The 25,930-nt window shown below is 34.3% G+C and carries 30 protein-coding genes; 21 read left to right on the top strand and 9 right to left on the bottom strand.

Going from position 1 to position 25,930, the window contains the following annotated elements:
* Nucleotides 1-201: 201 nt before the first annotated feature.
* A complete protein-coding gene (locus tag ZPR_RS23115) occupies nt 202-663 on the bottom strand; it encodes an SDR family NAD(P)-dependent oxidoreductase (RefSeq protein ID WP_233421438.1) in 462 nt (153 codons plus the stop codon).
* A gap of 149 nt (nt 664-812) precedes the next feature.
* Between ZPR_RS23115 and ZPR_RS18775 the strand changes: the two genes are divergently transcribed.
* The 5 genes from ZPR_RS18775 (at nt 813) to ZPR_RS18760 (ending at nt 3,244) form a co-directional block, all read left to right on the top strand.
* Nucleotides 813-1,121 (top strand): winged helix-turn-helix transcriptional regulator, encoded by a 309-nt coding sequence (locus tag ZPR_RS18775; RefSeq protein ID WP_233421323.1) that lies wholly within the window; start codon nt 813-815, stop codon nt 1,119-1,121.
* Nucleotides 1,122-1,353: 232 nt separating this feature from the next.
* Complete coding sequence (locus tag ZPR_RS23110; protein ID WP_013073355.1) at nt 1,354-1,536, top strand: winged helix-turn-helix transcriptional regulator; 183 nt, start codon at nt 1,354-1,356, stop codon at nt 1,534-1,536.
* 38 nt (nt 1,537-1,574) lie between these two features.
* Nucleotides 1,575-2,153: a Crp/Fnr family transcriptional regulator gene (locus ZPR_RS18770; protein WP_013073354.1), complete on the top strand. Its 579-nt coding sequence runs from the start codon at nt 1,575-1,577 to the stop codon at nt 2,151-2,153.
* A gap of 74 nt (nt 2,154-2,227) precedes the next feature.
* Nucleotides 2,228-2,581 (top strand): DUF4260 domain-containing protein, encoded by a 354-nt coding sequence (locus tag ZPR_RS18765; RefSeq protein ID WP_041580112.1) that lies wholly within the window; start codon nt 2,228-2,230, stop codon nt 2,579-2,581.
* 186 nt (nt 2,582-2,767) lie between these two features.
* Nucleotides 2,768-3,244, top strand: coding sequence for a hypothetical protein (locus tag ZPR_RS18760; RefSeq protein WP_013073352.1), 477 nt, complete (start codon nt 2,768-2,770; stop codon nt 3,242-3,244).
* Between the two features lie 51 nt (nt 3,245-3,295).
* Here ZPR_RS18760 and ZPR_RS18755 read toward each other — a convergent pair whose 3' ends face one another.
* Complete coding sequence (locus tag ZPR_RS18755; RefSeq protein ID WP_013073351.1) at nt 3,296-3,766, bottom strand: hypothetical protein; 471 nt, start codon at nt 3,764-3,766, stop codon at nt 3,296-3,298.
* Between the two features lie 151 nt (nt 3,767-3,917).
* Between ZPR_RS18755 and ZPR_RS18750 the strand changes: the two genes are divergently transcribed.
* From ZPR_RS18750 to ZPR_RS18710, 9 genes are all read left to right on the top strand, one after another.
* Nucleotides 3,918-4,580, top strand: a complete 663-nt coding sequence (locus ZPR_RS18750) for a hypothetical protein (protein ID WP_013073350.1) — start codon at nt 3,918-3,920, stop codon at nt 4,578-4,580.
* Nucleotides 4,581-4,793: 213 nt separating this feature from the next.
* Entirely contained in the window at nt 4,794-5,489 is a 696-nt protein-coding gene (locus ZPR_RS18745) for a helix-turn-helix transcriptional regulator (RefSeq protein ID WP_013073348.1), read from the top strand.
* A gap of 70 nt (nt 5,490-5,559) precedes the next feature.
* Entirely contained in the window at nt 5,560-6,063 is a 504-nt protein-coding gene (locus ZPR_RS18740) for a DinB family protein (RefSeq protein ID WP_013073347.1), read from the top strand.
* A 57-nt stretch (nt 6,064-6,120) separates the two neighbouring features.
* Nucleotides 6,121-6,702, top strand: coding sequence for a YdeI/OmpD-associated family protein (locus ZPR_RS18735; RefSeq protein WP_013073346.1), 582 nt, complete (start codon nt 6,121-6,123; stop codon nt 6,700-6,702).
* Between the two features lie 385 nt (nt 6,703-7,087).
* On the top strand, nt 7,088-7,549 hold the full coding sequence (locus ZPR_RS18730) for a hypothetical protein (protein ID WP_013073345.1): 462 nt from the start codon (nt 7,088-7,090) through the stop codon (nt 7,547-7,549).
* Nucleotides 7,546-8,004, top strand: coding sequence for a GNAT family N-acetyltransferase (locus ZPR_RS18725; RefSeq protein ID WP_148211769.1), 459 nt, complete (start codon nt 7,546-7,548; stop codon nt 8,002-8,004). Before ZPR_RS18730 ends, ZPR_RS18725 begins: the two co-directional genes overlap by 4 nt.
* 248 nt (nt 8,005-8,252) lie before the next feature.
* Nucleotides 8,253-8,747, top strand: a complete 495-nt coding sequence (locus tag ZPR_RS18720; protein ID WP_013073342.1) for a hypothetical protein — start codon at nt 8,253-8,255, stop codon at nt 8,745-8,747.
* Between the two features lie 4 nt (nt 8,748-8,751).
* On the top strand, nt 8,752-9,729 hold the full coding sequence (locus tag ZPR_RS18715) for a WD40 repeat domain-containing protein (protein WP_013073341.1): 978 nt from the start codon (nt 8,752-8,754) through the stop codon (nt 9,727-9,729).
* A 190-nt stretch (nt 9,730-9,919) separates the two neighbouring features.
* Nucleotides 9,920-10,312 carry an LbetaH domain-containing protein gene (locus ZPR_RS18710; protein WP_013073340.1) on the top strand — a complete coding sequence of 131 codons (393 nt, stop codon included), beginning with the start codon at nt 9,920-9,922 and terminating at the stop codon, nt 10,310-10,312.
* Nucleotides 10,313-10,522: 210 nt separating this feature from the next.
* On the opposite strand, the gene ZPR_RS18705 is transcribed toward ZPR_RS18710, so the two are convergent.
* From ZPR_RS18705 to ZPR_RS18690, 5 genes are all read right to left on the bottom strand, one after another.
* The gene (locus tag ZPR_RS18705) at nt 10,523-10,999 is read right to left on the bottom strand and encodes a hypothetical protein (protein ID WP_041579117.1); all 477 of its coding nucleotides are present in this window, start codon (nt 10,997-10,999) and stop codon (nt 10,523-10,525) included.
* A gap of 4 nt (nt 11,000-11,003) precedes the next feature.
* The gene (locus ZPR_RS18700) at nt 11,004-11,384 is read right to left on the bottom strand and encodes a hypothetical protein (protein WP_041579116.1); all 381 of its coding nucleotides are present in this window, start codon (nt 11,382-11,384) and stop codon (nt 11,004-11,006) included.
* Nucleotides 11,385-11,465: 81 nt separating this feature from the next.
* Entirely contained in the window at nt 11,466-11,591 is a 126-nt protein-coding gene (locus tag ZPR_RS23900; protein ID WP_262507656.1) for a hypothetical protein, read from the bottom strand.
* 212 nt (nt 11,592-11,803) lie between these two features.
* Nucleotides 11,804-13,564 (bottom strand): hypothetical protein, encoded by a 1,761-nt coding sequence (locus tag ZPR_RS18695; RefSeq protein ID WP_013073336.1) that lies wholly within the window; start codon nt 13,562-13,564, stop codon nt 11,804-11,806.
* Between the two features lie 244 nt (nt 13,565-13,808).
* The gene (locus ZPR_RS18690; RefSeq protein ID WP_233421322.1) at nt 13,809-14,231 is read right to left on the bottom strand and encodes a helix-turn-helix domain-containing protein; all 423 of its coding nucleotides are present in this window, start codon (nt 14,229-14,231) and stop codon (nt 13,809-13,811) included.
* Nucleotides 14,232-14,491: 260 nt separating this feature from the next.
* On the opposite strand from ZPR_RS18690, the gene ZPR_RS18685 reads away from it, so the two are divergent.
* The 7 genes from ZPR_RS18685 to ZPR_RS18660 all read left to right on the top strand — a co-directional run bounded on the left by ZPR_RS18685 (nt 14,492) and on the right by ZPR_RS18660 (nt 19,723).
* Entirely contained in the window at nt 14,492-15,337 is an 846-nt protein-coding gene (locus ZPR_RS18685; protein ID WP_041579112.1) for a hypothetical protein, read from the top strand.
* A gap of 342 nt (nt 15,338-15,679) precedes the next feature.
* Nucleotides 15,680-16,081 (top strand): hypothetical protein, encoded by a 402-nt coding sequence (locus tag ZPR_RS23960; RefSeq protein ID WP_049771482.1) that lies wholly within the window; start codon nt 15,680-15,682, stop codon nt 16,079-16,081.
* A gap of 8 nt (nt 16,082-16,089) precedes the next feature.
* Nucleotides 16,090-16,311, top strand: coding sequence for a helix-turn-helix domain-containing protein (locus ZPR_RS23955; RefSeq protein WP_316928296.1), 222 nt, complete (start codon nt 16,090-16,092; stop codon nt 16,309-16,311).
* Nucleotides 16,312-16,484: 173 nt separating this feature from the next.
* The gene (locus ZPR_RS18675) at nt 16,485-17,465 is read left to right on the top strand and encodes a calcium/sodium antiporter (protein ID WP_233421321.1); all 981 of its coding nucleotides are present in this window, start codon (nt 16,485-16,487) and stop codon (nt 17,463-17,465) included.
* 384 nt (nt 17,466-17,849) lie between these two features.
* Complete coding sequence (locus ZPR_RS18670; RefSeq protein WP_013073330.1) at nt 17,850-18,401, top strand: AAA family ATPase; 552 nt, start codon at nt 17,850-17,852, stop codon at nt 18,399-18,401.
* 253 nt (nt 18,402-18,654) lie between these two features.
* A complete protein-coding gene (locus ZPR_RS18665) occupies nt 18,655-19,218 on the top strand; it encodes a Crp/Fnr family transcriptional regulator (RefSeq protein ID WP_013073329.1) in 564 nt (187 codons plus the stop codon).
* A 115-nt stretch (nt 19,219-19,333) separates the two neighbouring features.
* Complete coding sequence (locus ZPR_RS18660) at nt 19,334-19,723, top strand: RidA family protein (protein WP_013073328.1); 390 nt, start codon at nt 19,334-19,336, stop codon at nt 19,721-19,723.
* A 75-nt stretch (nt 19,724-19,798) separates the two neighbouring features.
* On the opposite strand, the gene ZPR_RS18655 is transcribed toward ZPR_RS18660, so the two are convergent.
* Together ZPR_RS18655 and gltB are read right to left on the bottom strand one after the other, a co-directional pair.
* Nucleotides 19,799-21,262, bottom strand: a complete 1,464-nt coding sequence (locus tag ZPR_RS18655) for a glutamate synthase subunit beta (RefSeq protein ID WP_013073327.1) — start codon at nt 21,260-21,262, stop codon at nt 19,799-19,801.
* 2 nt (nt 21,263-21,264) lie between these two features.
* Nucleotides 21,265-25,788, bottom strand: coding sequence for a glutamate synthase large subunit (gene gltB, locus ZPR_RS18650; protein ID WP_013073326.1), 4,524 nt, complete (start codon nt 25,786-25,788; stop codon nt 21,265-21,267).
* Nucleotides 25,789-25,930 lie beyond the last annotated feature (142 nt).

Below are 25,930 nucleotides of genomic sequence, written 5' to 3'. Positions count from 1 at the left end.
CACAATTGTAAAGGGATTTCATTGAATATAGTATAGCTAAATCTTTGTATAAAATGTATCTCATCACATTACCGCTCTATTCCATTAACAGCTACATTTTGGCGTTACTAAACTATAGCATTGGTTTTTAGATCATTCAGCAATTAATTAAAAAGCACAGGTACACTTTATTTCAATAGATATCTGTGCCAATCCACTATTTTATTTTCTTGCAAAGGTGGTGTAGCCACCGTCAACTAATAATTCTGTACCAGTAATAAAACTTGCTTCATCAGAAGCCAGGAATAATACCGCTTTTGCAATTTCATCAGGATTGCCCACCCTTTTCAAAGCTGTTGCCGAAGCTACATAGTCCTTTGCTTCTTCAGTAGGAACCGCACTGTCAAGAATTTTTGTTTGAAAAGGTCCGGGACTCATGATATTTACCCTAATATTCCTGTCAGATAGCTCGTTTGCTGCAATTTGGGCAATTTTATTAAGAGCTCCTTTAGTGGTAGAATATATGCTTGATCCAACATTCGCAGCTGTTGCTACAGTTGATGATGTGAATAGTATTGTTTCCCCATTTTTAATATGAGGGAGTAATTTTTGTAACGTAAAGAAACTTCCTTTTACATTGGTGTTGAATTGTGTATCAAAATCGACTTGCGCTACTTGTTCAATGGAACCAAATCAAGAAAAGAATATCTATTTTAATTTCACTTTCAATAATTGCTTTTTCCAATACTGTAATTCCTGCTAAATTTGAAGTGACAGAGTAACTTATAATGGAATGCGAAGAATTCAACCAAAACGAATTCAAAGAAGAAATAATGGCCGTTCAAGACACGATGGATGTGCTACAGGGAAAGTGGAAAATAAAGGTGCTATCATCCATTTGTTTTTATAACAAAAGAAGGTTTTCAGATATTCTGAATGATGTAGATGGTATATCCAACAAAATGTTGAGTAAGGAATTAAAGGAGCTAGAGATCAATCAGTTGATAACACGAACAGTTTTAGATACGCACCCTGTAAGCATACATTATCAACTTACCAAACATGGAAAAAAATTAGGAACAATTATCGATAATCTGACAGAATGGGGTAGAAGGCACAGAAGGAAAATTATTGGCACATAAGTTCTTTTTCTCTTTCCAATTTAAAAGGCAATTTGATTAGATCACGATCGATCTTCAGCTTAGGAAAATTATAACCTACTTGAATTGAATAAATAATTTTAGCAGCTGATTTTTCTACACAAACTAAGTATCGAAAGGGAATGACGAAAATACCCGCTATAATAAATTACGATAAACAATAAATAATTTTAAGCCTGGAGAACAAGAATAACATTCAAAAAACTAAAAAGCATTGAGAAAGAACAGAAAGAATGCTTACGTTAGAACTAAAAAATTAGAGGAAAATAGAGTTTTAACCCGTAAAATTTATGCTGAAGTTCCGCCCTGTGTTGAATATGAATTAACACACATTGGTTATCAGTTGAAACCAGTAATTAATGAACTTGAAACTGGGCTAAAAAACATAAAGAAATAACATAAACCTCACCTTGCGTTGCATACAAAAAATAGATTGTGAAAAACTTCGAAACCTTAATAAAAGAACATTTTGGGCAATTATCAAACCGGGAAGTAGCCTTTATCCGCCCCTATTTTCAGGAAGAAAAACTTCAGAAAAATGAATTTTTTACCCAGACCGATAAAACTTGTGACAAATTGAGTTTTGTAAAATCTGGCATTCTTAGAGTTTATACTTTATCTGACGGCAAGGAAATCACCCAATGGATTTCTACCCAAAACTTTCTACTCACAGAAGTAATGGGCTTCTTTTTTAATCAGCCCAATCGGTGGGCCATACAGGCCCTTACAGAAACCGAATTACTAAGCATTACCAAGACCAATTACCTTAAACTTTGCCAGAAATTTCCTAAATGGAATGAGATTGAAAAACAATTGATAATGAAGTGCTTTATGATGATGGAAGACCGGATTTTTTCTCATTTATCAATGACCGCAGAAGAAAGATATGAGTTGTATTTTCAGCAAAATAAAAAATTATTTAATCAAGTGCCGTTGCAATACATTGCTTCCTTGCTTGGGATGACCGCTGAAACACTCAGTAGAATACGAAAACGCCAAAATGAAAATTCTTGATTTTTATCAAGAGCTGCTGAATTTAAGTTGAAGACCTTTGATCTCAACAACTAAATGTAGCAAGGATGATAAAAATGAGCAATCTTATAAAGCTTGAAGAAGTAGGGCAGTTTTTACTTTCCCTTCTCTTGTTTAATCAACTGGATTATGCCTGGTGGGTGTTCCCTGCCTGTTTACTCTTACCTGATTTGTCGATGTTGGGCTACCTGATAAATCCCAAAATAGGCGCTCGGATTTATAACCTGTTTCATCATAAATTTTTAGGAATTAGCCTTCTGTTATTGGGGTTTTTATGGAATCAACCACCGCTAAGCCTGGCCGGTGTTATCTTATTCGGTCATTCTGCAATGGATCGGATTTTTGGTTATGGACTAAAATATGAAGACAATTTTAAAAACACTCATATGGGATGGTTTGGAAAAGATTAAAAAATTTGGCAATCAATTGTTGCCACTTGTTTCTATACATGAACCTGCTTTTCTATTTAGAAAACAATAACAATTTTGGTGATCTACAGGAGTTTTATTTGACTATTTTTATTGGAACATTTCACGTGGAGTGAAGTCGAATGGTTTCGTTGGATCTATTATTTAAAACAACTTATAAGCCAAGCTATGAATAAAAAACAGTTTCTTTTAGGATTACTCTTAGTATGTGTTTTCGCTTGTAAAGATGCAACTAAAACGTCTGATGAGCATCAATCCCCTAAAAATGAGTCAGCAATCGAACAAACAGGTGACGAAGCAAATTTCTCTTCACCACTCAATAAAGATGAGGTGGTTAAAAATATTCAGGGGAAATGGAAAGAATCGGAATATCCTTATCGAATGATGGAAATTAGCGGACAAGAAGTTAAATTCACAGAAGAAGGAGTAGTGGAGCCACCAACATTCAAAGCATTCGAAATTTCAAATAAATGCCCTTTCCAGGTGAATAATATAAAAGAGGTTGATAAGAACACGATCATCCTTAGTTTAACCGAAGAGCAACGCTGTGAAAAATTAAAAATTGAAAATGAGACCTTGATTTTAAGTGGTTACAGCACCAATACAGAAGCCGATTATAAAATAGTCTATAAAAAGATGGAATAAGTCGTGATCCATTAAAGACTACACTTATAATTCGTGATTTTTTATAACTAATTACGGATGTAGATTTTTCCTATTCTTCCACCAAAACCAAGAAGCGATTACCCCCATAATAATCGGTAAAGGCAAAAATACAATTCGCATAAAATCACTAAGTGCATTAGCAGTTTTATAAATGTAGGGGACCCATCTATATTCGGGAGTTGTATAAATGTACAAGTAATACACCATTACAATTCGGAACACCAAAACTAACAGTCCACCATATAAGGTTTTTCTATACGACTTCGAAAATGTGGGTAAAGGCAATACGGCATAATAAAAAGTCATTACCAAACAGATAATCATTTCTATAATAACATACACTACGTTTATAAGTGTATAAGTAGGTGTTTGATTTGGAGTTTTCGTATGAAGTAACGATAGAAAATCCAGCACTTCGATAAGCAAGAAAAACGAATAAACCCCATAAAGTATAGCGCACCATCGTACCAGTGTTTTCCATTTGATGAAACTATTTCCCATTACTATTTAATTATATCAGTTTAAGTATAGGTACACCAAGCTTAACACGTTTTAGATTAATTGGTACTAATTTACACTAGTATAGAAAATAATACTAACTTTTATTGGATTTATAGGAAACGATATAACTAGCTATTCCATCGACAACGTAGTGATTGCATTATTTTTTATAGGCTTAAGTCAGGGAGTGGAAAGTGTCGTAGCATCCACATCTGTTGTTCCATTAGCCTTCGCTGCAAACGGCCCTTTTATGTTGGTCTATGCAGCGCTATCCAAAAAGGGCTTGTGGTTATCAATGGGAGCAGCATTATTAGTATGGTTTGGCATCTCTTATCTTATCATCCTCTTAGACTTTAATAACTTTAGTTGGGGGCTGGGTATTTGTATAGTAGTCCTTATAGTAAGTACTATTCTCTTTGAGAAAACATTCAGTGCATTATCGGTGGTAGGACAAAAAACCGAATATAAGGGTTTAAATCTTTTAGCAAGAGCCCTTTTTGCAGGGATAATTATTGGTGCAGCCGTTCTGGCTTCCAAATTTTTAAGTCCGTTATTTGGAGGGATTTTGGCCTCTTTTCCAGCAGTTTTTGTTTCCACTCTCATTATTTTACATAAGAGTCGTGGTGCAAAGATAGCTATAGGATTAGCAAAAGCATTATTAATAAGTGGATTTATAAACGTAATGTCTTATATAATCGCCATAAGATTGTTGTACACTTCGGTTGGGATATATTGGGGAACATTGGTAGGGCTTTTAATTTCATTAGCTACAGCCTATGTAACGCACCAGTTTATTCTAAAGAAACTAAAATAAATGAAACATATATCCTTCAAAAATCACCAAATACCGCAACCGTATAACCTGAGCAAAAGCAACAAAACTCAAAAAACAATCATAGTTTTCTATAAGTATTTTAAGACCAATCAGAATTGGGAACGAGGATTTTTAGTTAGTTTTATAAGAAAATAACCCCAATACTTTTAGCAACTTATAGTACGCCCTTAAAAAAGCACTACGAACTATCGAATGAACTTGAACGACACCACAAGACTTTCACGGCTTACAGCCATACTTACCCAGTTGCAAACAAAACGCTTAGTCACAGCCACAGCCTTAGCGAGCAAATTTTCGGTAAGCGTTAGAACTATCTATCGTGACATTCGGGCCTTAGAACAGGCAGGCGTACCCATCATCACAGAAGAGGGTAAAGGCTATCTACTAATGGAAGGTTATACCATTCCGCCATTGATGTTTACTGAAGCCCAGGCCAATGCGTTGATCATTGCAGAGCAACTGGTCCTTAAAAATAAAGACACCTCTTTTATAAGAGATTATTCAGCGGCCATTGAAAAAATAAAAGCCGTGTTGCGTTATAGCCAAAAAGACAAAGCAAACCTACTTTCTGAAAGAACACAGTTTGAGCAAATTAAAAGCCTGGAAAGAAACAGCAGCAATTTATCTGACCTGCAATTTGCACTGACCAATTTTTTGCAAACCAAAATCGATTACATCAATGCGGAAGGAAAAACAACAACACGCATTATAGAGCCATTTGCATTGTTAAGTACAGAAAACTGGTTGTTATTGGCTAAATGTCGATTGCGAAAAGAATTTAGGTATTTCCGTTTAGACCGAATTAAAAAATTACAGCTCTTAACGGAGAAATTTGAACCCCATCAAATGACTCTACAAGAATTTTTTGATAAAAATCACGATCAATAATCACCCCTGACATACCCTTGTCATTCACTCATTTTAGCTTTGAACCAGTATTAATTTAAAAAAGCATAAAATGAATCTTAAAAAAATGATCACAGATTATTCCGCTTACAATTTAAGTGCTAACCGGCAATTGGTAAACTGGTTAAGCAATCAACCCGAAGCAGAACTCCAAAAAGAAGTGCCCTCAAGTTTTAAAGGAGTGCTCCCCACTTTAAATCATATTTGGGCGATTGAGGAAATGTGGTGTGCTCATCTTTTTAAAAATCAGGATGCCGTTAACCGTTATGGGGTGCAAGACCTGAATTCTCAGGAAGTATTTGAGGGGGTACTTCACCGTTCAGCGGTCATTGTTGAAAAAGTAAATCAGTTATCAGATGAAGCACTAATCCAAAATAGCTATATCAAAACACCTTGGTTTGAAGCCAATATTTCAGTTGCCGAATATCTGCAACATTTGTTTAATCACGGGACCTATCACCGCGGACAAATTATTAGCATGGCCCACCAATTAGGTTTTACAGAAATCCCTTCAACCGATTTTTTATTCTTTAGCTTAACAATAGCCAACCAGTAAATAGAACAGCGGTCATAGTGTTCTCCCACATAATGACCGCAATGAAAAATAAGAAAAGTGAACAAACAAGAACTCGAATTATTTTATCCAAAGAATAAACAGCATTGGCGTGAATGGCTATTTAACAACCATCACCGTAAAGATGCTGTTTGGTTGGTTTTTTATAAAAAACAATCGGACAGAAAAACCATTTCCTGGAGTGATGCCGTAGACGAAGCCCTATGTTTTGGCTGGATAGATAGCAAAGTCGAAAGCATAGACAAAGAAAGCTATAAGCAATACTTTTGCCAACGAAAACCCAATAGCACCTGGAGTAAAATCAATAAAGAGAAAATTGAAAAATTAATCTCAACTAACCAAATGACCAAGGCAGGTTTTAAAGCAGTAGAAAGAGCAAAACAAAACGGTTCCTGGACTATTTTAGATCAGGTAGAAGCACTTATCCTCCCGGAGGATTTAAAACAAGCCCTGGCCGGTTATAAAAACGCTTTAGAATATTTTGATGGGCTTAGCAAGTCCAATAAAAAAATGCTACTGTATTGGATCATTTCCGCTAAAAGGCAAGAAACAAGACAAAAACGAATCAACGAGCTGGCAGAACTTGCGGGTAAAGGCCAAAAACCCAAACAATTTAGATAGGATAAAAATACTTAAAATAACGGTAGCATTTACACGAGTTACTCATCTAAAAAAATGGAAACTTAGTTACGTTAGATCTGTAGATAGTATTCAGAAAAGTAAAAGAGATCAACCCTAATGCATTTTATTATGGTAGCTTCAAGTCTGCCACTTCGCGTAAAAATTGGTTATTATTTTAATATCGATAATACGACTTGAAGCTAAAATTAAGTTCTCGATATAATTTTGCTTTGTTCTACTTACAAAATCATTCAACCGGGCCGATTTTAATTTCTTAATGCCATATGGGGTATAAAAAATGAAATGTATTTTATAGATTCATAGTTAGCGCCACACTAAATGGCGATAATTAGAAATCGGACTTTCTGTAAAACTGAACATTGAAATGGAAAATTATAAAACAAGAAAAATTAAATTTAAAGAAATAGTAGAAATAGGTACTTGGCAAGTAAAAGTATATACCATTTCCAAGAATGGAGCATTTGACCATCCGCTTTTCTATAAAAGTGTTATTAGCCAACTTCCCAGCTGGTTTCAACAAGAAAACAGTTTCGATGCTACGAACGATAAGATCGCATTTTTGATTTTACACGCCGGGACAGAAGGCATATTTTCATTGATTAATTGGTGGGTCGGGAAAAATATGCTGAATACTCATATATTTATGACGAATCCCGAAAAACCCAATGAATTTGAAAAAATATCCGGTGACGGACTCGCTCCCTGTATTTGGGAATTAGAAATAATTAATCACGAAAGGATCTCGTGGATCAAGAATGTGCTAAAACAAATACCCAACCCCCATTTTAAAGAATATTTAAACGATACGATTAGTATAGAGCTATGATGAATGAACCAAAAATACGTTTTGTACAAAAAAAGGATTTATTGCAATTAGTGAATTTATGCAAGCTTCACGCAGATTATGAAAAGGCCGACTATGATGTTCAACAAAAAGAAGAATTATTGAATAAACATCTGTTCTCAGATCATCCAAGTCTATACTGCCTGGTGGTAGAGAAAGAAGGTCGCCTTATAGGTTATACTGCCTATATGAAGCAATTTTCAACCTGGGATGCTACGAATTATATCTATATGGATTGCCTGTTTATGACAGAAGAATCAAGAGGCTTTGGTATTGGGGAAAAAATAATGGACAAGATTAAAGAAGAAGCCCAAAAACTAGGTTGTGCAATGATCCAATGGCAAACACCAGAATTCAATAAAAGAGCTATAAAATTTTATAAAAGAATCGGAGCCGTAGGAAAATCAAAAGAACGATTCTTTCTTAATGTAGAATAAAACCTATATAACCCTTTTCAAATCCAGTCACTTAATTTCAGCATAAAAACCGCTTTCATAATCATCAGGAGAAGCGGTTTTCTTATAAAGCTTAGCAAAGCTTCAAAAATCAGAAAAATTAACAAAAAGCGTAAATAGGGATAACTTTATTCCTTATGGAGTAGCACTAGCAATAACCTTTGTAATCCCTTTGTTTACTTCACCAGTACTTGTTATTTTAGTTTTTTTAAGATTGAAAAACTCAAGCAATGAAAAATACGGTATTAAAATCTCTATTAGTTCTCAACCTATTTGTTACGGCCGGTCTGGTGGTCTATATTGTAAAAAACAATAATGTAGAAATAGATCTCTCCAATGAAGTTTTAAAAGTGAGGGGCCTTGTGCTAACTGATTCCACTGGGGTGGAACGCGTGATTATAGGTACACACCTACCACCGCCACAATCCTTTGGGTATCGGTTTTATAGAGGAGACAATTCCGGTGTTTCCGGTGTGATGCTTTACGATCACGAAGGTCAGGAACGTGGAGGTTATGTCACCGACGATTCTTATGGAAATATATTTTTAACCCTGGATTCCAAAATTTCCCAACGTGTTTTATTTATGGCCGAGCCTCAAGGAGCATCCACGCTAAAAATGTGGGGTAAAAATGGAAACCAGATTAATCTTGGCGCTTCTGATGACGGAACCTGGTTGGATGTTTCAGACAACGGAAAAAAACAAAGTCTAATAGAAAGCAATTAATGCAATGAAATTTTATAAAATTACCGTACTCATTCTTACAGTTCTATTTTTCACCAACTGTGAACAAAAAATCACCATAAAGAAAAATAAATTCACTAGTATCAATCCGGTTACCTATACCGATGTCCTTTACAAATCAAACCGTGATACTGTTTTTGTTTCCACCTATAGCGGAAAAATATATGAGCTCATCAATAATAAAGAAAACAGAAAACAAATCGCAAGTATTGATGATGAAATATACAGCCTGGTTTATAATGCCCAAAGTGATGAACTCTATGCTGCAACTTTAAATTCTGGAGTGGTCATCATCAATGCATCAACCGGTGCAGTCACGGGAACCTTACCTATTCAACAGACCTGGGCATCTCAACTTTGCTATAATGAGCAAAGCGGACTTCTGGGAACATTCGACTATAAAGGAAATCATTATATATGGGATCTTAAAAATGATTATAAACTCTTGGAGACCCCAACAGAATTACAACAAATGCGTCCAAAATACATAGCCGATAACGGGGATATTTATTTTGACGGAAAGAGTAAAATCATTCGCTGGAATTATAAAACAAATGACATGGCTTCTTTGAACAGTAGTGGCCATATAGCCGATGTAGATGCTGAGAAAAATGTAGTACTTATAGGCGGTAAGGAGTTTGCTTTTTACAATGCTGAAGTAGATAGCGTCCTTTATAAGGAAAAACATCCAGACTGGCCCATCCATATCTCCGGAAAAGATCGAAAAGACAGCATCGTCAACGTTCCCTTAAGTTTAGAAGTACTTTCAGGCTTGGCAAGCCCTAAATTTATCTATACCTATGGATTAGATAAATCAATACGTAAATGGAATAAGTCATCAGGAAGTTTAGCCGCAACCTATACCAAACACAAAGGCAGTATAAGCGGAATGACAATGAATAGCGATCAAAACCAATTGGTCACCATAGATCTTTTAGGGAACATTCAATTTTGGGAATTATAAAACTAATTTTAAGTAAGGGTGTTGAACCACGAGAGGAACTTTCCTTAAAGCATTTCATGGCAAAACCTAATACGTTTTAGAGATTTTCAGAGGAGGAGAGAAACGGGTGTTGCTAAACATAAACAACTTTCTATATAAAATTACGCTATGCGTTATTTAAGACCACCCGAAATTAAACAGATTAAAATAAATGATAGGGCCAGATAAAGATATAAAATTTCCACTTGAGAATTACGACAGACTTTGTTTCTTAAAAAATGTTGTGAAGAACCCCAATATCATTGTTGGCGACTATACATATTATGATGATTTTGAAAACATAGAAAACTTTGAGAAAAATGTAAAATACCATTTCAATTTTGTTGATGACAAATTAATAATTGGGAAATTCTGTATGATTGCTTCTGATGTTAAATTCATAATGAATGGCGCAAATCATTTGACAGATTCATTATCTACTTATCCTTTTGCTATTTTTGGGAAAGGTTGGGAAAACGCCATGGACGGAAAAAACTATCCGAAAAAAGGGAATATTAATATCGGTAATGATGTTTGGATAGGCTATAATGCAGAAATCATATAAGTTTAAAGTTTAAAAGTTCAAGGTTCAAAAGTTGTTGTCCAGTACTATTAATTAAAAATACCCCTCATTTTGAGTTATATTATAAATATTCCTGAATCAACGTTTTACAAATTCAAAATTACGCATTTTATTTCATGTCTAACTTCTGATTATTATCTTTATAAACAGCTATAGTTAAAATTGATTTTTTCTATAAATTTTTATCCTGTTTTAGCAAGGTAAAAAGGTTTCTAAAAAGGGTAGTACAAATCGAAAAAAATATAATGATATTAAAATATAAAAATATTTATAAATGTGTTTTTCCATTTTATACTCTTCGCTATTTAAATCTTTATGATACAAATAATCTACATTATATCCTTTCATGATTTCCATTATAGCCTTATTGTACCCTACAGCAAGAATTCTAAATCTATTTGGTTCCGTTTGAATATAACCTGCTATTCTTACTATTAAATAGCATGTCAATCCATAACAAATTATATGGATAATTTGTAAGTAGATCTGTAGCTTCAAAAAGTCAGTGAAACCAATAATAACTGTTGAGAATGCAAAAGTGGTAAGTAACAACCATCTAAAGAATCCAAAATGTTTTTCCAATCTCAAGCATTCTTGCTCATAAACTGATTTCTGGGCATCAGTCATTCTGTTAATATGTTCATTTGCTAATTTATTTAAATCAGACATATATTTATTTTATAAAATATTCAATTACTATATAAGTTAGCGTACCACTAATAATTCCCCCAATAAATCCAGCTATTAAATTATTATTACTCCAATAATCCCACTGTCTTTTTAACCATGACGGATTAAGTTCGGAATTTTTATCTTTAATAAATTTTACAATTCCTTTTAATCTGGCTTCATTAAAATTAGTGGATGTTATATAAAAGTTTGCATTATTACCTACACCTTTAACTTTAATAATATCCCAATTTTTTAATTGAGCAAAAGCTAACTTTAAATCATTTTTGTTGGCTGGAGGTGAGTGAACTTGACTTTTCAAATTTAAAGTGCTAATAATATTGTTCATGTGTGCTATTGCATCAGGTGAAAGTTCTGTGTTCATTACTTAAATTTTTCTTTAATTTTTCATGTAAGAAATCAGCTATATAGCCACCAAATTTGTTATTTGCTATAAGTTCATCTGTTACTTCTCCATATAATTCTTCCAATTTTCGGGTAGAATAGCTTTTCCAAAATATGATTCAGTTACATCTTCCGTTATTTGAAATCCTAACTGATTCCTTGTCTCTTTCGCTAGATCTTTCTTCATTATCAATTCGTTTTATTAGAAAATGAGATATAATAAGAAGATCCTTTTTATCAGCTTCGTTGTTGCATAGAAGGCATTCTTTCATACTGTCTGTAATTAATACAGTTTATAACAAATTTATAAATAAACTTACATTTTTCGAAAAAACAGAAATTTCAATTTTTCTTTAATATTCTATATTAAGGATTAAATTGATTTGTTAGTTATTATAATTAAGATAATGACTCCATAGGATTATTGACTTTAAGATACTCATTCACTTTTTGACCTTTTAAGGCTCCAAAAATAATAGTCTGTGAGATAAAATAATCTTCTATTGTTATTTTTTGATCTCCGTCAATATCTATAGGTGAGTTGGACATAAAATCCATAAGCGAATTAAGTATAAAAGTTAGATAATATTTCAAGTGAGAAACATTAACAGAAATATTATCAGTTACCGCAGCATTATGAACAATTTCATTTCTAATCTTATAGAGCCTAGTAATATTCCAGATGAGATTTTCCTGATGTTTTTCTAGTGATCTATTAATATTGCTTGGATCACTTACCAGCTTTTGATAAAATGAAGACCTAAATTTTATAAGTTGATTTGTGCTTGCACCTTTAATTTCATCATATGTTCGAAACTTGGTTAGATATTGCATGTTATCATTATATTCTTCGATTTGGTGAGAAATTCCAATTCTTTTAAGAGCTTTATGAAAATCATACAAATTTCTTTTAATATAAATAACCCCGTGGCAAGTAGGTAAATATCTTCGCATTACATCAATCGTCTTTTCTTGACTATTAAACAGGGTGAAAATGTATTCAAGACCAATCCAATAATTTAAAAGTTTTGTTTCTAATTCTGGAGATTCAGATCCAGTCCTTAAATAACGAACTGCTGAGATTATTTTATCTATTGATTCCTCACTTACATTGTTAATTTTAAGTAGTTTGATTTTTTCTAGTGATTTATTAAAAACTTTCTTACTACTACGAATATATCCATCAAGTTGGTAGTTTATTGGAACAGTAGATGCTTTTTCGGGTTGTATGCTGCCAATAATCGCTCCGTTATCATCAATGCGAAATAATTGATTATTATAGCCTAAATGATAAATATCCAGATCTGATGCTATTATTGATCGTGCTAATTCTATTGATTTAAAATGATCAAGAGCTTTTAGTTCTAGAGCTATAAGATTACTATTCTTTTTTTCTTCTAAATAATTCCTAACTTTCTCAGAAGTTGATTCAGGTATTAAATTTCTAAATCTGGCATTTACAGGCGTATAATTGGAATTTATACTTTGAAGTGTCTTGTGTTGAAATGATTCTCCCAATATTTCTACAATAACTGTAAATTTTTCTTTCTCCTTAATACAGAGATTTTTCCATATTTCAAATCTATTATTAAAGGTTAATAAGTTATCACCAGTATACACAAATATCGTTCTAAAGTAGTGATATAAATATTGTTTTGTGTATCCTAGATTTATGTATTCAATTATTAAATAATGAACAATTAAAAGAAAATGTTTTATATCAGATTCAAACAAATCTTTTTCTGGGTCATAATTTTGGAAATATTCTTCTAATTTTTGAATTAGTAATTCCTGATAATTTCTATTCTCTTTAAGAATTAAATTTGAAGCTTGAATAACTACGTTATAATGCTGCTTTTTTACTGATTTTAAAAGTTCTAAGTAATATTCTCTACTTATTGTTTGAAAATTTAAAGCATCTTCTTTTTTCTCTAAAATTTTCCTTGTTTCAGAAGCTGTATTGATTGTATACTCATTGTTAGTTAGATGACCATTCCTAGCAGAGATACAATTATTAACTAATTCTTCTATTATGGATTTAGGGTTATGTAATCGTAATCTATAGCTATCAATTGTATCTTTATAAAGTAATTCTAGTCCTTTTTCTACAAAAATTCGTTGCAAATCATTAGGCTGATAGTTAAAATTTAATTTCTGCATTTTAGAATAGATTTTAGTATATTTGTTTTTCAAATAAGATTGAAAATACCAAAGATAAAGAAAGGGGTTTGGAATGTTCCTCTAGTTTCATAACTAAGTTCGTTCCTTCCCCTAAGAAACAAAGGCTAGCTATAATCTAGCCTTTTTTACGTTAAATGTTATTGTATATGAAAAAAGTGCCGATTTACTCGAAGATTAATCCAGTTATCGACACTTTTTCAAATCTTAACTATTTTCTTCTTCACTATTTCTTATCTAATAATTTTTCTAAATAAGCCACTTTATCCTTTTCTGCTTGCAATATTCTTTCGTAGAGTTTTTCTTTTTCTTGATAAAGTTCTACTATCTTATCTATAGGATTAAATGTTCCTAAATTATTTCCAAAAGTAGTACCCTGACTATTAGTGAAATTATTTTCATATATACTGTTGAAAAAATTAATTGCTTTTTCCTCAGAAAAATTCTTAATTGCTTCTTTACTCACTCCTAATACCTTAGCCACTTTCTCCAACTTTTCATCTTCAATATGCTCGCTTTGTTCTAAGCTGGATACACTCTGCTGACTGATTCCTAATTCTGCGGCAAGGGCTTCTTGCTTCATTCCTCGAAGTTCTCTGATTCGGCTGATCTTTCTACCGATATGACTGGTTTTTGTTGCTGTGCTCATAATCTCAAAGATAAACATTCTTTTTAAAAATTGCACTCCTCACTCTTTGCAGTAAAAAACAAGTTTTGGGTTGTTTTTTACTGGTCGTTCTGGTTCGCTACGGTCACTTCTTTTTAAAACTTGAAGGCTCATTGACCATCACTGAAGTTTCACTTTAACATCTTTTGATCTATGCTCACCAATTTGCATCCACCCAAAGTTATAGAATTTGCGTTAGCCCAAATTATGGAAATCCTCATTATCCACCTAAATCTTAAATTATGAACTCAGCCAATTTACCAGAAGCTATTCTAAAGAAACTAATAACTGTAATTAAATCTATTACAGATGTTCATTCAATGTATTGGATAGGCATACGAACTAATGAACATAAAACTTATTATTACTTCAATGATATGAAAAATACAACTAAAAATAAAAATTGGGAAATTACACTTCTCATTGTAAGTAAATCTTATATCAACGATCCAAAGGATTTTATGGGTAAGGTATTTACCAAAATGAAGCAACAAGTAAAGCTTTTTAGCATTCATTATACCTTGAATGAGATTAAAAACCGATTGACTGAAGGAGACAATTTCTTAGGTTTAGTTTTAAATGAGAATAATAGAATTTTTCAAGAAAGTCCTCTTTTTCTTACCGGATATAATAGCCATCCTGTAATGTATCAACGAATACAAGAGCGTTGGAAGTCTAGAATGAGTAAAGCAGAATACTTTAATAGTAAATTGGATGTGAGTGAAGATACCTATAGCGAACCCGCAAAACTTCTTTTAGCGAATCAAGCTATTTCACAAACCTGTGCAGCGCTACTTTGGGTTTATTGGGAATATAAGCCACCCGTATTTGATTTAGATTATATGATTCATCTATGCCAGAACTTTAGTAAGAGTATAAAAATTGTTCTTCCTAAACATTCCTTTCGATCTCAACGAGTTTATAATCTATTATGCCATGCGCAATACAATTTAAATTATAAATCGCTTCATCATATCACCATAGAGGACGGATATTATGCTTCCGATTTGGCATTTAAATTTTTAAAAGCTGTACGTGTTGAAGGAATGAAACGATTAACTGAATTAGCCAAAATTCATAACATCTAATTGATGTATTAAATATGGTTGTTTGATTAGTGGACATGTTTAAAAATTAAATACAAGATTACAAATTACGTGCTAATTCAAGATGTGTGTCTGTGGACACAATCTTGATTGCGCCCCATGGTTGCAACGAAAAAAAAGAGATGTTTAAGGGAAAACGCATCACAGCGACCCCATCAATATGGTGTTGGATTACTATTCAATCTCTTTAAAAAGGAATTTTAATGGTAAGTTCAGTTATGGCCAAAGCGAATATGATTTTGATGAAGGTTTAATGTATTTTATCGCGCCCAATCAGGTTTTAAAGATAGAGTATTCCCAAGACGAACTTAAAAGAATGCAAGGATGGTTGTTACTTATTCATCCCGATTTTTTTGGAATACTCCTTTATCAAAAACTATAAAGCAGTATGATTATTTTAATTATACCGTAAATGAAGCCCTGTTTCTATCAGATAAAGAGGAACGGATCATCAATGGCATTATTGAAAACATCAAACAAGAATACCATAACAATATTGATAAATTTAGTCAACGCATTATTATTTCTCAAATGGAGACCCTATTAAATTACGCTGAAAGGTTTTACCAAAGGCAGTTTATCACCCGTAAGATTGCCAATCATAGAATTTTAGATGCTTTGGAGCATACGCTGAATCACTACTTTAAGAGTGACGATTTAATCACTAAAGGCATACCTACCGTTCAATATATTTCTGATACACTGAACATCTCGCCAACTATTTGAGTAACTTATTGAAATCATTAACAGGTCAGAGCACACAACAACATATTCACGATAAATTGATTAGCGAAGCCAAACAAAGATTATCGACTTCTAACCAAGCTATCCGCGAAATTGCTTATGAATTAGGTTTTGAACATTCACAATCATTCAGCAAACTTTTCAAGGCCAAGACTCAACTTTCTCCTTCAGACAATCCTTTCACTAAAAGACAGCAGAAAAATAATCAATAATATTACTGGCCACAAACGTTGATAAGTGATTTGTTCTAGTTTTAAAGCTGAAAATATAGCTTTTCAAAAATAAGAATTTCAAAAGTATTTTAAGAGAATCAATAATAGGGTGTGATTGATTTTTGATTAGTTTTATCATCATCACGCACAACAAGTTTTTTATATGTGACGTGGTGATTTACAATGAATACGAGATAGAAATGCTTATAGCTTCCTTATTGATTATTTTAGGTTTTGCTGGCCTTATTTTTGGTGCGAATTGGCTGGTGGAAGGCGCTTCTGCTTTAGCCAAAAAAAACAAAGTTTCAGATCTTGTTATTGGCTTGACGATTGTAGCTTTTGGAACTTCTGCTCCCGAATTAGTAATAAATTCTGTTGCCTCATTTGATGGACTGCCCGACATTGTATTTGGGAATATTATAGGAAGTAATAATTTCAATTTATTTGTGATCCTCGGTATCGCAGGTTTAATCTATCCTATTACCGTACAAACTTCCACCGCGTGGAAAGAAATACCCATTTCCCTGGTTTCCGCAGTGCTTGTATTGTTGCTTGCTAATAATTTTTTTAGTCAGCAGCAATCTGAAATTTCAAGGATTGATGGAATTGTTTTGTTAATCGGCTTTAGTTTGTTCATTTATTATGTTTTTACGCAATTAAAGCACGAAAAAGTGGAGGAGATAGCCTATAAAGCGCAACCAAATTATAAAATTTGGGGATTGATTATTCTGGGGATGGCCGGACTTATTATAGGTGGAAAATTAGTCGTTGATAACAGTATCGCCATTGCAACAGATTTAAGGATTAGTCAAAAGATTATAGGCTTAACCATCATTGCAGCAGGAACTTCCCTGCCAGAATTAGTGACCTCTATTGTTGCAGCTTTAAAAAAGAATAGTGACATCGCTATTGGGAATGTCATTGGATCAAATATTTTTAATCTGCTGCTCATCCTTTCTATAAGTTCTTTTGTAAAACCGATAGCATACAATCCCAATTTCAACCAGCAATTATTCATATTAATTGGAGGAACCATTTTTCTCATCATAGCAATGTTTACTGGGAAAAGGAAAAAGCTTGATCGTTGGGAAGCATTACTGCTGTTAAGTTTTTACGTGATATACACTATTTATTTAGTCGCCAAAGAACTCTAAAGGGAGTTCGAAAACTATTTAAAACCTGGGCTAGCTCTTCATTTTGAAAAAAATAAACAAGTTATGACAAAACAGAATTGCAAATAATTTAAGCTTACTTAAAGGCAGTTAAAAATGGAAAGCATAAAAATTTGAAACTTTTTTAAAAAGAATAGTAGCTTTTCAACTCATAAGAACATTTTATATGGCGGGATATTTACCAAAAGCGAGATATAAACAAAGTACATAAAACCTTATAAAAGAATTCACAGGTCATCGTTCATGTTAGTTTTAGAAGACTCTTTTAAATTTTCCTTTTGTTATTTTTGAAACCGGACAATAAACTATGGTTATAGCATTGATTGTATTTCATCATTAGCCAAATCAAAAATAGCCTTATTTAGAATGAAAATTTTGATATTCGGAGCTTCCGGTTCTGGAACAACAACCTTGGGAATTGAGATTGAAAAGCAAACTCATTTTAAACATTTAGATGCTGATTATTACTATTGGAAAAAAACCAATCCACCTTTTCAGGAAAAGGTAGAATTACAAGAAAGAAATAAGCATCTGAAAGCAGATTTTAATAGGTTTGAAAATGTGGTGATAAGTGGCTCCCTGGTAAGTTGGGGAAAAGAATGGGAAACCTCTTTCGATTTGGCCATTTTCATTAGATTAGAAAATCAATTGAGGATGGATCGATTAAAAAGGAGAGAAGAAGAACGTTACGGAGCAAGACTGATCGCAGACAAAGCTATACAGGAAACTTCTAAAGCATTTTTAGAATGGGCCAACCAATATGAGAATCCACATTGTGACGGGCGGTCCTTGAAAACCCATAAAAACTGGATGAAATTATTGAACTGTAAAACCTTAACAATAGATGGGAAAGCAGCATTAAAAGATAAAATAGATATCGTATTAAACGAAATAGAATCCTATAATAACAACTTATAGTGATGCTATAGGCTTTTCGATCTTCTTTCTTAATCAACAATATCTAAAAATGTTATCATTTGGTAGGTATAGAAAATAGGATTTAGGCATCAGCACGGTGTCAATCTGAAAATTTAGTAGCTCTTTTTAGTTAGGTTTAATACAAGAACGGTAGTGATAGATAGGTGTTTCACATTATAGAAACAAAATAGCTTCTAAGAGTTATAAGAAAGGCTTGTATTGCTTGGATTGTACTGTATAAGAAAAATTATTGATGGAGCAAATATTAGTAAGCCATATAGAAAAATCCATTACGCTTAGCGAAGATGAAATTACGTATGTGCTATCCCATTTTAGGACCGAAAAGTTTAAGAAAAAGGAGTCAATTATTCAAGCAGGATCCCGGGTGAATGATTGCTATTTTATCATCAAGGGACTTTTGAAATTAGTCTATACCGATAAAAACGGAAAGCCACACCTGGTTTCATTTGCCATGGAAGAGTGGTGGGAAAGTGATTTTTCAGCATATTTTTCGCAAACTTCCGCTAAAATGTCGTTGCAATGTATAGAGGACACCATCGTATTTTCCTTAAGTTTTAAAAATTATCAAAAGCTGGTGACTGAAATGCCTAAAATGAGCTATTTCTTTTTAGAGAAGTCAAACGCCGGACATTGTGCTGCCCAAAATCGTATTCTATCCTTTCTTACCGCTAATGCACAGGAGCGCTATGAACAATTACTTCAACAGCAGCCTTTATTGCTTCAGCGAGTGCCCAAAACGATTTTAGCTTCTTATTTGGGCGTTTCCCGCGAAACTCTTAGTAGGTTTTCCTTCTAGTACCTCCTAATAATTGTGAGGTATGTCACAACTTAGGAAACGGGTACTTTACATCTTTGCCAAAGAATTTTTAATAATCATCGCAACTTATAAAGTAGCATAAAAATGAAATGCAATGGAAAAACGAGTAATCAATCCCTGGGAATGGCAGAAGAAAAGAAGTTATGTACAAGCTGTAGAAGTAAAAAAGGCTGAAGCCACGCTTTACATAGCTGGGCAAACAGCCATTGATGAAAATGGCAATTCGAGTACGGGCAATATGAAATCTCAACTCTTGCAATCGATTCAAAATCTGGAGAAAATTATAGCAGAAGCAGGATATGAATGTAGAAATATCGTGCGTTTAAACATATATACCACCGCCTCTGAAGAGTTTTTTGAATGTTTTGATCTTTTCGAGCAATGGATCAATAAACATCACATTCAACAAGCAAGTACGGTATTTGAAGTGAAAAGTCTTTTTGAAACCTTAAAAATTGAGTTAGAAGCCACGCTAGTAAAATAAGAGTTGTAATCCATAAAATAAAGCCACTCTATATAAAACAGAGTGGCTTATTTGTGAATTATTATTTTTTAAATTTTAAGCAGCGGGTAAATCACCATTACCTTTGGTTGGGAGTTTGCTTTCTCCCATTAGGTATTTATCAGCATGATAAGCTGCTTCACGCCCTTCTGAGATTGCCCAAACAATCAAAGATTGACCACGACGCATATCCCCGGCAGCAAAAATATGAGGGATGTTAGTTTGATAGTCATTATCAGCTTTTATGTTGGTTCTATTGTCTAAGTCCAATCCTAATTGCTGACTTAAACTAGCTTCGGGTCCTGTAAAACCTAAGGCAAGCAAAGCGAGTTCACAAGGCCATTCTTTTTCACTTCCTTCCACTTCTTTAAGTTGTGGACGTTCACCTTTTTTACCTTTAACCCATTCAATTTCGACAGTTTTAAGGCCTTTTAAGTTGCCATCTTTATCTTTAATGAATTCCTTGGTGCTAATACTCCAATTCCTATTTACACCCTCCTCATGAGAACTACTGGTTTTTAGTGTAAATGGCCAATAAGGCCAAGGATTTTGGTTGGTTCTACTGTTTGATGGCATTGGCATTATCTCAAAATTCGTTACCGATTTTGCACCATGGCGATTCGAAGTACCCACACAGTCAGATCCTGTATCACCACCCCCAATAACAATTACATTTTTCCCTTCGGCAGATAACTCGGGAGACAATTCTTTTAGGTTATCTACAACCTGGTTGTTATTTTTAAGGAATTCCATAGCCTGAACCACACCTTTAGCATCGGCTCCCGGAATAGGTAATCCTCTGCGTTGTGTAGCGCCTCCGGTAAGTACTACAGCATCAAATGCTTTTAATTCTTCTACATCATAATTATCACCTACATGGGTGTTAGGCTTAAATGTGATGCCTTCATCTTCCATGATCTTAAGTCGGCGGTCGATTACAGATTTATCCAGTTTAAAGTCGGGGATACCATAACGAAGCAGTCCGCCTAATTTCGCATCTCTTTCGAACAAAGTCACCTCGTGGCCAGCACGATTTAATTGTTGTGCTGCAGCCATTCCCGCCGGACCTGAACCTACAACGGCCACTTTTTTACCAGTTCGGTTTTTTGGTGGATTAGGTACAATCCAACCTTCTTTAAAGCCTCGTTCTACGATATATTTCTCAATAAGTTCTATAGAAACCGGAGGTTCTATGATTCCAAGTACGCATGCAGATTCGCATGGAGCAGGGCATAAGCGACCTGTAAATTCAGGAAAATTGTTTGTTGAATGTAAAATCTGTAAAGCCTTTTTCCAATCGTTTTGGTAAACGGCATGGTTAAAATCAGGAATTAAGTTACCAAGTGGGCATCCACTGTGGCAGAATGGGATCCCGCAATCCATACATCGAGCTCCCTGATGATTCAGTTCTTCAGTATCTAATTCTTTTGTAAATTCTTTATAATTTTTTACTCTTAGCTCTACGGCTTCTGTAGTTTCTTCTTTTCTTTCGTATTCTAAAAATCCTCTAAGTTTTCCCATTATTACGCCGTTTTAAGTTCCAGGTTTTCTTCTTTCTTTTTTTCTTCTTCCATTCGTTGTAATGCTTTTTTGTATTCAATAGGCATTACCCTGATGAATTTGGAAAGGTTTTCCTCCCAATTTTCTAAAATGTGGCCTGCAACTTCACTATCGGTGTGATAGTAGTGATTTTGTATTAATTCTTTTAATTCTGTAGCATCGTCATTAGATACATGCTCTAATTCGATCATCTCCATATTAAAATTGTTGTTATCTAAATTGTTATCTGGGTTGTAGATATATGCAATTCCGCCACTCATACCGGCTGCAAAATTACGTCCTATTTTACCTAATATTACTGCTCTACCACCGGTCATGTATTCACATCCATGATCTCCTATACCTTCAATTACTGCTTTAGCACCAGAGTTTCTTACGCAAAAACGCTCACCTCCAATTCCATTGATGTAGGCTTCACCATTAATAGCGCCGTATAGAGCAACATTTCCTATGATGACATTTTCATGAGATTTAAAAGTAGCTTCTTCCGGTTTTTTTACAGTAAGCGTAGCACCACTTAGCCCTTTTCCGAAGTAGTCATTTGTATTCCCAGTAACATTCAGGGTAAGTCCGCGAGTAGCGAAAGCCCCAAAACTTTGTCCGGCAGAACCTTTGAAATTAAGTTCTAAAGTATGTTCCGGAAGACCGGCTTCACCATGAATTTTAGAAATCTCATTACTTAAAATAGCGCCGGTAGTTCTATTTATATTAGAAATATTGAAATCCAGACTCATTTTTTCTTTACGATAGATAGCAGGATGCGCTTTCCTAAGAATATCAAAATCAAGGACATTGTCTAAACCATGGTTTTGATCCTGTGTTTTATAAAGCGGAAGATCTTTATCAATATTTGGCTTGTAAAGAATATTAGATAGGTCTATTCCCTGAGCTTTATAATGCTCTATCGCATGATCCATATCTAATTTTTGGCTTTGTCCCACCATTTCGTTAAGTGTTCTAAATCCAAGACTGGCCATGATTTCACGAAGTTCCTGTGCTACGAAATACATGAAATTAATTACATTTTCCGGGGTGCCTTTAAAGTTTTTTCTTAATTCTGGATCCTGAGTGGCAATTCCAACCGGGCAGGTGTTTAAGTGACAGGCGCGCATCATGATACATCCGGAAGCTACTAACGGAGCTGTGGAGAAGCCAAACTCTTCGGCACCTAATAGACAGGCAATAGCAACGTCACGGCCTGTTTTTAATTGTCCGTCACATTCCACTGTAATTCTGCTCCTTAAATTGTTAAGTAACAAGGTTTGTTGTACTTCGGCAATACCAAGTTCCCAAGGTAAGCCGGCATGTCTTAACGAAGTTAAAGCAGCGGCACCTGTACCTCCATCATAACCAGAGACCAGCACTACATCAGCTTTTGCTTTTGCAACACCGGCAGCAATGGTTCCTACGCCAACTTTTGAAACAAGTTTTACGTTGATTCTTGCTTCTCTATTTGCATTTTTTAAATCAAAAATTAGCTGAGCTAAATCTTCGATAGAATAAATATCGTGATGTGGAGGAGGAGAAATCAATCCTACATAAGCGGTAGAATTTCTTGTTTTTGCTATAGCTGGATTTACTTTTGGACCGGGTAACTGTCCACCTTCACCAGGCTTAGCCCCCTGCGCCATTTTAATCTGAATCTCTTTTGCGTTAGAAAGGTAATTTATCGATACGCCAAAACGACCTGAGGCAACCTGTTTAATAGCACTGTTTCTCCAATTTCCATTAGCATCTCTGGTAAAACGATTTGCATCTTCACCACCTTCCCCACTATTACTTTTTCCCTGTAACCGGTTCATCGCGATGGCAAGGTTCTCATGAGCTTCTTTACTTATCGAACCAAAAGACATTGCGCCAGTTTTAAATCTTTTTACGATCTCTGTCCATGGTTCAACTTCATCGATAGAAATAGGATTAAGCTGTTTAAACTTAAACATACCTCGAATCGTCATCAGGTTTTTGGTTTGATCGTTGATGAAGTTTGAGTATTCCTTATAGGTTTTATAACTATTTTGTTTCACTGCTTGCTGTAGCTTTGCTACTGAAGCAGGATTGAGCATATGGCGTTCCCCATTTCTTCTCCAACGATAGTCACCACCAATCTCAAGATCTAAACCTGTTTCGGTCTCTGGCGGTGTAAAAGCGCGCTTATATCGTTTCTGGATTTCTTTTTCAATTTCATAAAGTCCGATTCCTTCAATTCTGGAAGGTGTATTCGTGAAATATTTATTGGTGAATTTTTTATTTAAACCAAGAATTTCAAATATCTGTGAACCACGATAAGAATGTAAAGTAGAAATGCCAATCTTATTCATGATTTTTACAATTCCTTTTCCTATGGCTTTATTGAAGTTTTTAATCGCTACATCTGGTTCTTGTTCCTCAATTTCACCTTCTTTAGAAAGTTGGTAAATGATTTCGTTTACCATGTAAGGGTTTATGGCACTAGCACCATAACCGAATAATAAGGCGAAATGATGAGGTTCCCTTGGTTCTGCAGATTCGATAACAATACCAAAAGAGGATCTTCTTTTGTGTTTTTTAAGTTCATGATGAACAAAAGAGCAAGCTAAGAGCGAAGGAATAGGAGCAAGCTTATCGCTCACATTTCTATCGGACAGAATAATGATATTTCTATTTTCATCAACCGCTTTTTTAATTTCCAGAACAATTTGTTCAAGTCGCTCTTCAAGACCATTTAATCCTTTTTCAATTTCGTATAATATAGAGATTGATTTTGCACGAAAATCGGGATGGTCTATATATTTTATTTTATCAAGATCTTCATTAGAAATTACCGGATTCTGGATTCTAAGCTTCTGCGCATGCTCTGGGGTAATGTCAAATATATTTTTGTCTTCCCCAATAGATAAACTAATATCAGTTACAATCTCTTCCCTAATTCCATCTAATGGAGGATTGGTTACCTGCGCGAAAAGCTGTTTAAAGTAATTAAAGAGTAATTGTGGTTTATCTGAAAGAACTGCTAATGGCGTATCTGTTCCCATAGATCCTATAGCTTCCTTTCCGCCTGTAGCCATAGGGCTGATAATGGTTTTGATGTCTTCTATCGTGTACCCAAAAACTTTTTGTCTCGTTTTAAAATCTACGGGTTCTACGGGAGTTTTATTCCCGGTATAAGGAACATCAGCTAACGGAAGTAAATTTTTATTCAGCCATTTTCTGTAAGGGCGTTTAGATACAATCTGTTCCTTAACTTCTTCGTCGCCTACAATTCGGCCTTCAACCATATCTACCAGGAACATCTTTCCTGGTTCCAGACGCCCATGTAATTCTACATTTTCAGGTTTTACATCTACAACCCCGGTTTCAGAAGACATGATTACATAACCATCTTTTGTAACGGTATAGCGCGACGGTCTTAGACCATTACGGTCTAGCAAAGCACCAATGTACTGCCCGTCTGTAAAAGGAATAGAAGCAGGGCCGTCCCATGGCTCCATGATACAGGCATTATATTCATAAAAGGCTTTTTTGCTATCGCCCATCGAAGGGTTTTTCTCCCAGGCTTCAGGCACCATCATCATAATAGCTTCAGGTAAAGAACGGCCGGTTTGTAACAGCATTTCCAAAACCATATCCATAGAAGCAGAATCTGATTTTCCTTCTAAGGTAACCGGTACGATTTTTTTGATGTCTTCTCCAAAAATCTCACTTTCAAAAAGTTCTTCCCTCGCTTTCATTCGGCTAAGGTTACCTCTTAAAGTGTTGATCTCTCCATTATGGCACATATATCTAAATGGTTGTGCTAAATCCCAGGTAGGAAAAGTATTGGTAGAGAAACGTTGGTGTACTAAAGCCAGTTTAGTTACAAGATCTGGATCATTTAAATCTGTATAGTAAATATTGATGTCCTGTGGCATCAATAATCCTTTATAAATAATAGTCTTTGTAGATAAGCTAGGAAGGTAAAAATACTCTGCTTCTCCTAAATTAGAACTATAGATTTTATGTTCTGCAATTTTGCGAGCAGCAAAAAGTTTTGCTCTAAAAACTTCGTCACAGGTATCTTCGTCTTTACCAATAAAAATTTGCTCAACATTAGGTTCGCTTAAAGAAGCAATACTTCCTAAACATGATTTATCGACCGGTACTTGTCTCCAGCCAATTATATTTAATCCCTGATTAATAATTTCTTCCTCAAAAATCTCTTTACAGATATTTAATTGATTCTTAGATCGAGGAAGGAAAACCATTCCAGCTGCATATTCTCCAAATTCAGGTAAATCAAAATCACAAACTTTTTTAAAGAAATTGTGTGGAATTTCAATCAAAATTCCGGCACCATCTCCGGTTTTTCCATCAGCACTTACAGCTCCACGATGTTCTAATCGTATTAAAATATCCAAAGCTTTATGGATGATGTCGTTTGTGCGCTTACCTTTTAAGTTACAAATAAATCCCGCGCCGCAATTATCTCTCTCAAATTCAGGCAAGTAAAGCCCCTGCTCTTTTGGTCTCATAACCTATCTTTCTTATATTATTACTACAAAAATATCTAAATTAATAAAGAATTTGAAGGTAATAATAAGAAAGAGCTTATTAAATTCATCAAAACTAAATAAAGTCTTAATTTTTATTAATCATTTAATAAATGAGGCGGTT

This window comes from Zunongwangia profunda SM-A87 (genome assembly GCF_000023465.1).
Classification (GTDB): Bacteria; Bacteroidota; Bacteroidia; order Flavobacteriales; family Flavobacteriaceae; genus Zunongwangia; species Zunongwangia profunda.
This window is presented reverse-complemented; position numbering and strand designations above follow the sequence as displayed.

Coding starts and splice junctions, on each gene's coding strand:
- ZPR_RS18775 (WP_233421323.1), top strand. CDS start 813: ATGGCCGTTCAAGACACGATGGATGTGCTACAGGGAAAGTGGAAAATA.
- ZPR_RS18765 (WP_041580112.1), top strand. CDS start 2,228: ATGAGCAATCTTATAAAGCTTGAAGAAGTAGGGCAGTTTTTACTTTCC.
- ZPR_RS18760 (WP_013073352.1), top strand. CDS start 2,768: ATGAATAAAAAACAGTTTCTTTTAGGATTACTCTTAGTATGTGTTTTC.
- ZPR_RS18755 (WP_013073351.1), bottom strand. CDS start 3,766: ATGGGAAATAGTTTCATCAAATGGAAAACACTGGTACGATGGTGCGCT.
- ZPR_RS18745 (WP_013073348.1), top strand. CDS start 4,794: ATGAACTTGAACGACACCACAAGACTTTCACGGCTTACAGCCATACTT.
- ZPR_RS18740 (WP_013073347.1), top strand. CDS start 5,560: ATGAATCTTAAAAAAATGATCACAGATTATTCCGCTTACAATTTAAGT.
- ZPR_RS18730 (WP_013073345.1), top strand. CDS start 7,088: ATGGAAAATTATAAAACAAGAAAAATTAAATTTAAAGAAATAGTAGAA.
- ZPR_RS18725 (WP_148211769.1), top strand. CDS start 7,546: ATGATGAATGAACCAAAAATACGTTTTGTACAAAAAAAGGATTTATTG.
- ZPR_RS18720 (WP_013073342.1), top strand. CDS start 8,253: ATGAAAAATACGGTATTAAAATCTCTATTAGTTCTCAACCTATTTGTT.
- ZPR_RS18715 (WP_013073341.1), top strand. CDS start 8,752: ATGAAATTTTATAAAATTACCGTACTCATTCTTACAGTTCTATTTTTC.
- ZPR_RS18710 (WP_013073340.1), top strand. CDS start 9,920: ATGATAGGGCCAGATAAAGATATAAAATTTCCACTTGAGAATTACGAC.
- ZPR_RS18705 (WP_041579117.1), bottom strand. CDS start 10,999: ATGTCTGATTTAAATAAATTAGCAAATGAACATATTAACAGAATGACT.
- ZPR_RS18700 (WP_041579116.1), bottom strand. CDS start 11,384: ATGAACACAGAACTTTCACCTGATGCAATAGCACACATGAACAATATT.
- ZPR_RS23900 (WP_262507656.1), bottom strand. CDS start 11,591: ATGAAGAAAGATCTAGCGAAAGAGACAAGGAATCAGTTAGGATTTCAA.
- ZPR_RS18695 (WP_013073336.1), bottom strand. CDS start 13,564: ATGCAGAAATTAAATTTTAACTATCAGCCTAATGATTTGCAACGAATT.
- ZPR_RS18690 (WP_233421322.1), bottom strand. CDS start 14,231: ATGAGCACAGCAACAAAAACCAGTCATATCGGTAGAAAGATCAGCCGA.
- ZPR_RS18685 (WP_041579112.1), top strand. CDS start 14,492: ATGAACTCAGCCAATTTACCAGAAGCTATTCTAAAGAAACTAATAACT.
- ZPR_RS23960 (WP_049771482.1), top strand. CDS start 15,680: ATGGTTGTTACTTATTCATCCCGATTTTTTTGGAATACTCCTTTATCA.
- ZPR_RS18670 (WP_013073330.1), top strand. CDS start 17,850: ATGAAAATTTTGATATTCGGAGCTTCCGGTTCTGGAACAACAACCTTG.
- ZPR_RS18665 (WP_013073329.1), top strand. CDS start 18,655: ATGGAGCAAATATTAGTAAGCCATATAGAAAAATCCATTACGCTTAGC.
- ZPR_RS18660 (WP_013073328.1), top strand. CDS start 19,334: ATGGAAAAACGAGTAATCAATCCCTGGGAATGGCAGAAGAAAAGAAGT.
- ZPR_RS18655 (WP_013073327.1), bottom strand. CDS start 21,262: ATGGGAAAACTTAGAGGATTTTTAGAATACGAAAGAAAAGAAGAAACT.
- gltB (WP_013073326.1), bottom strand. CDS start 25,788: ATGAGACCAAAAGAGCAGGGGCTTTACTTGCCTGAATTTGAGAGAGAT.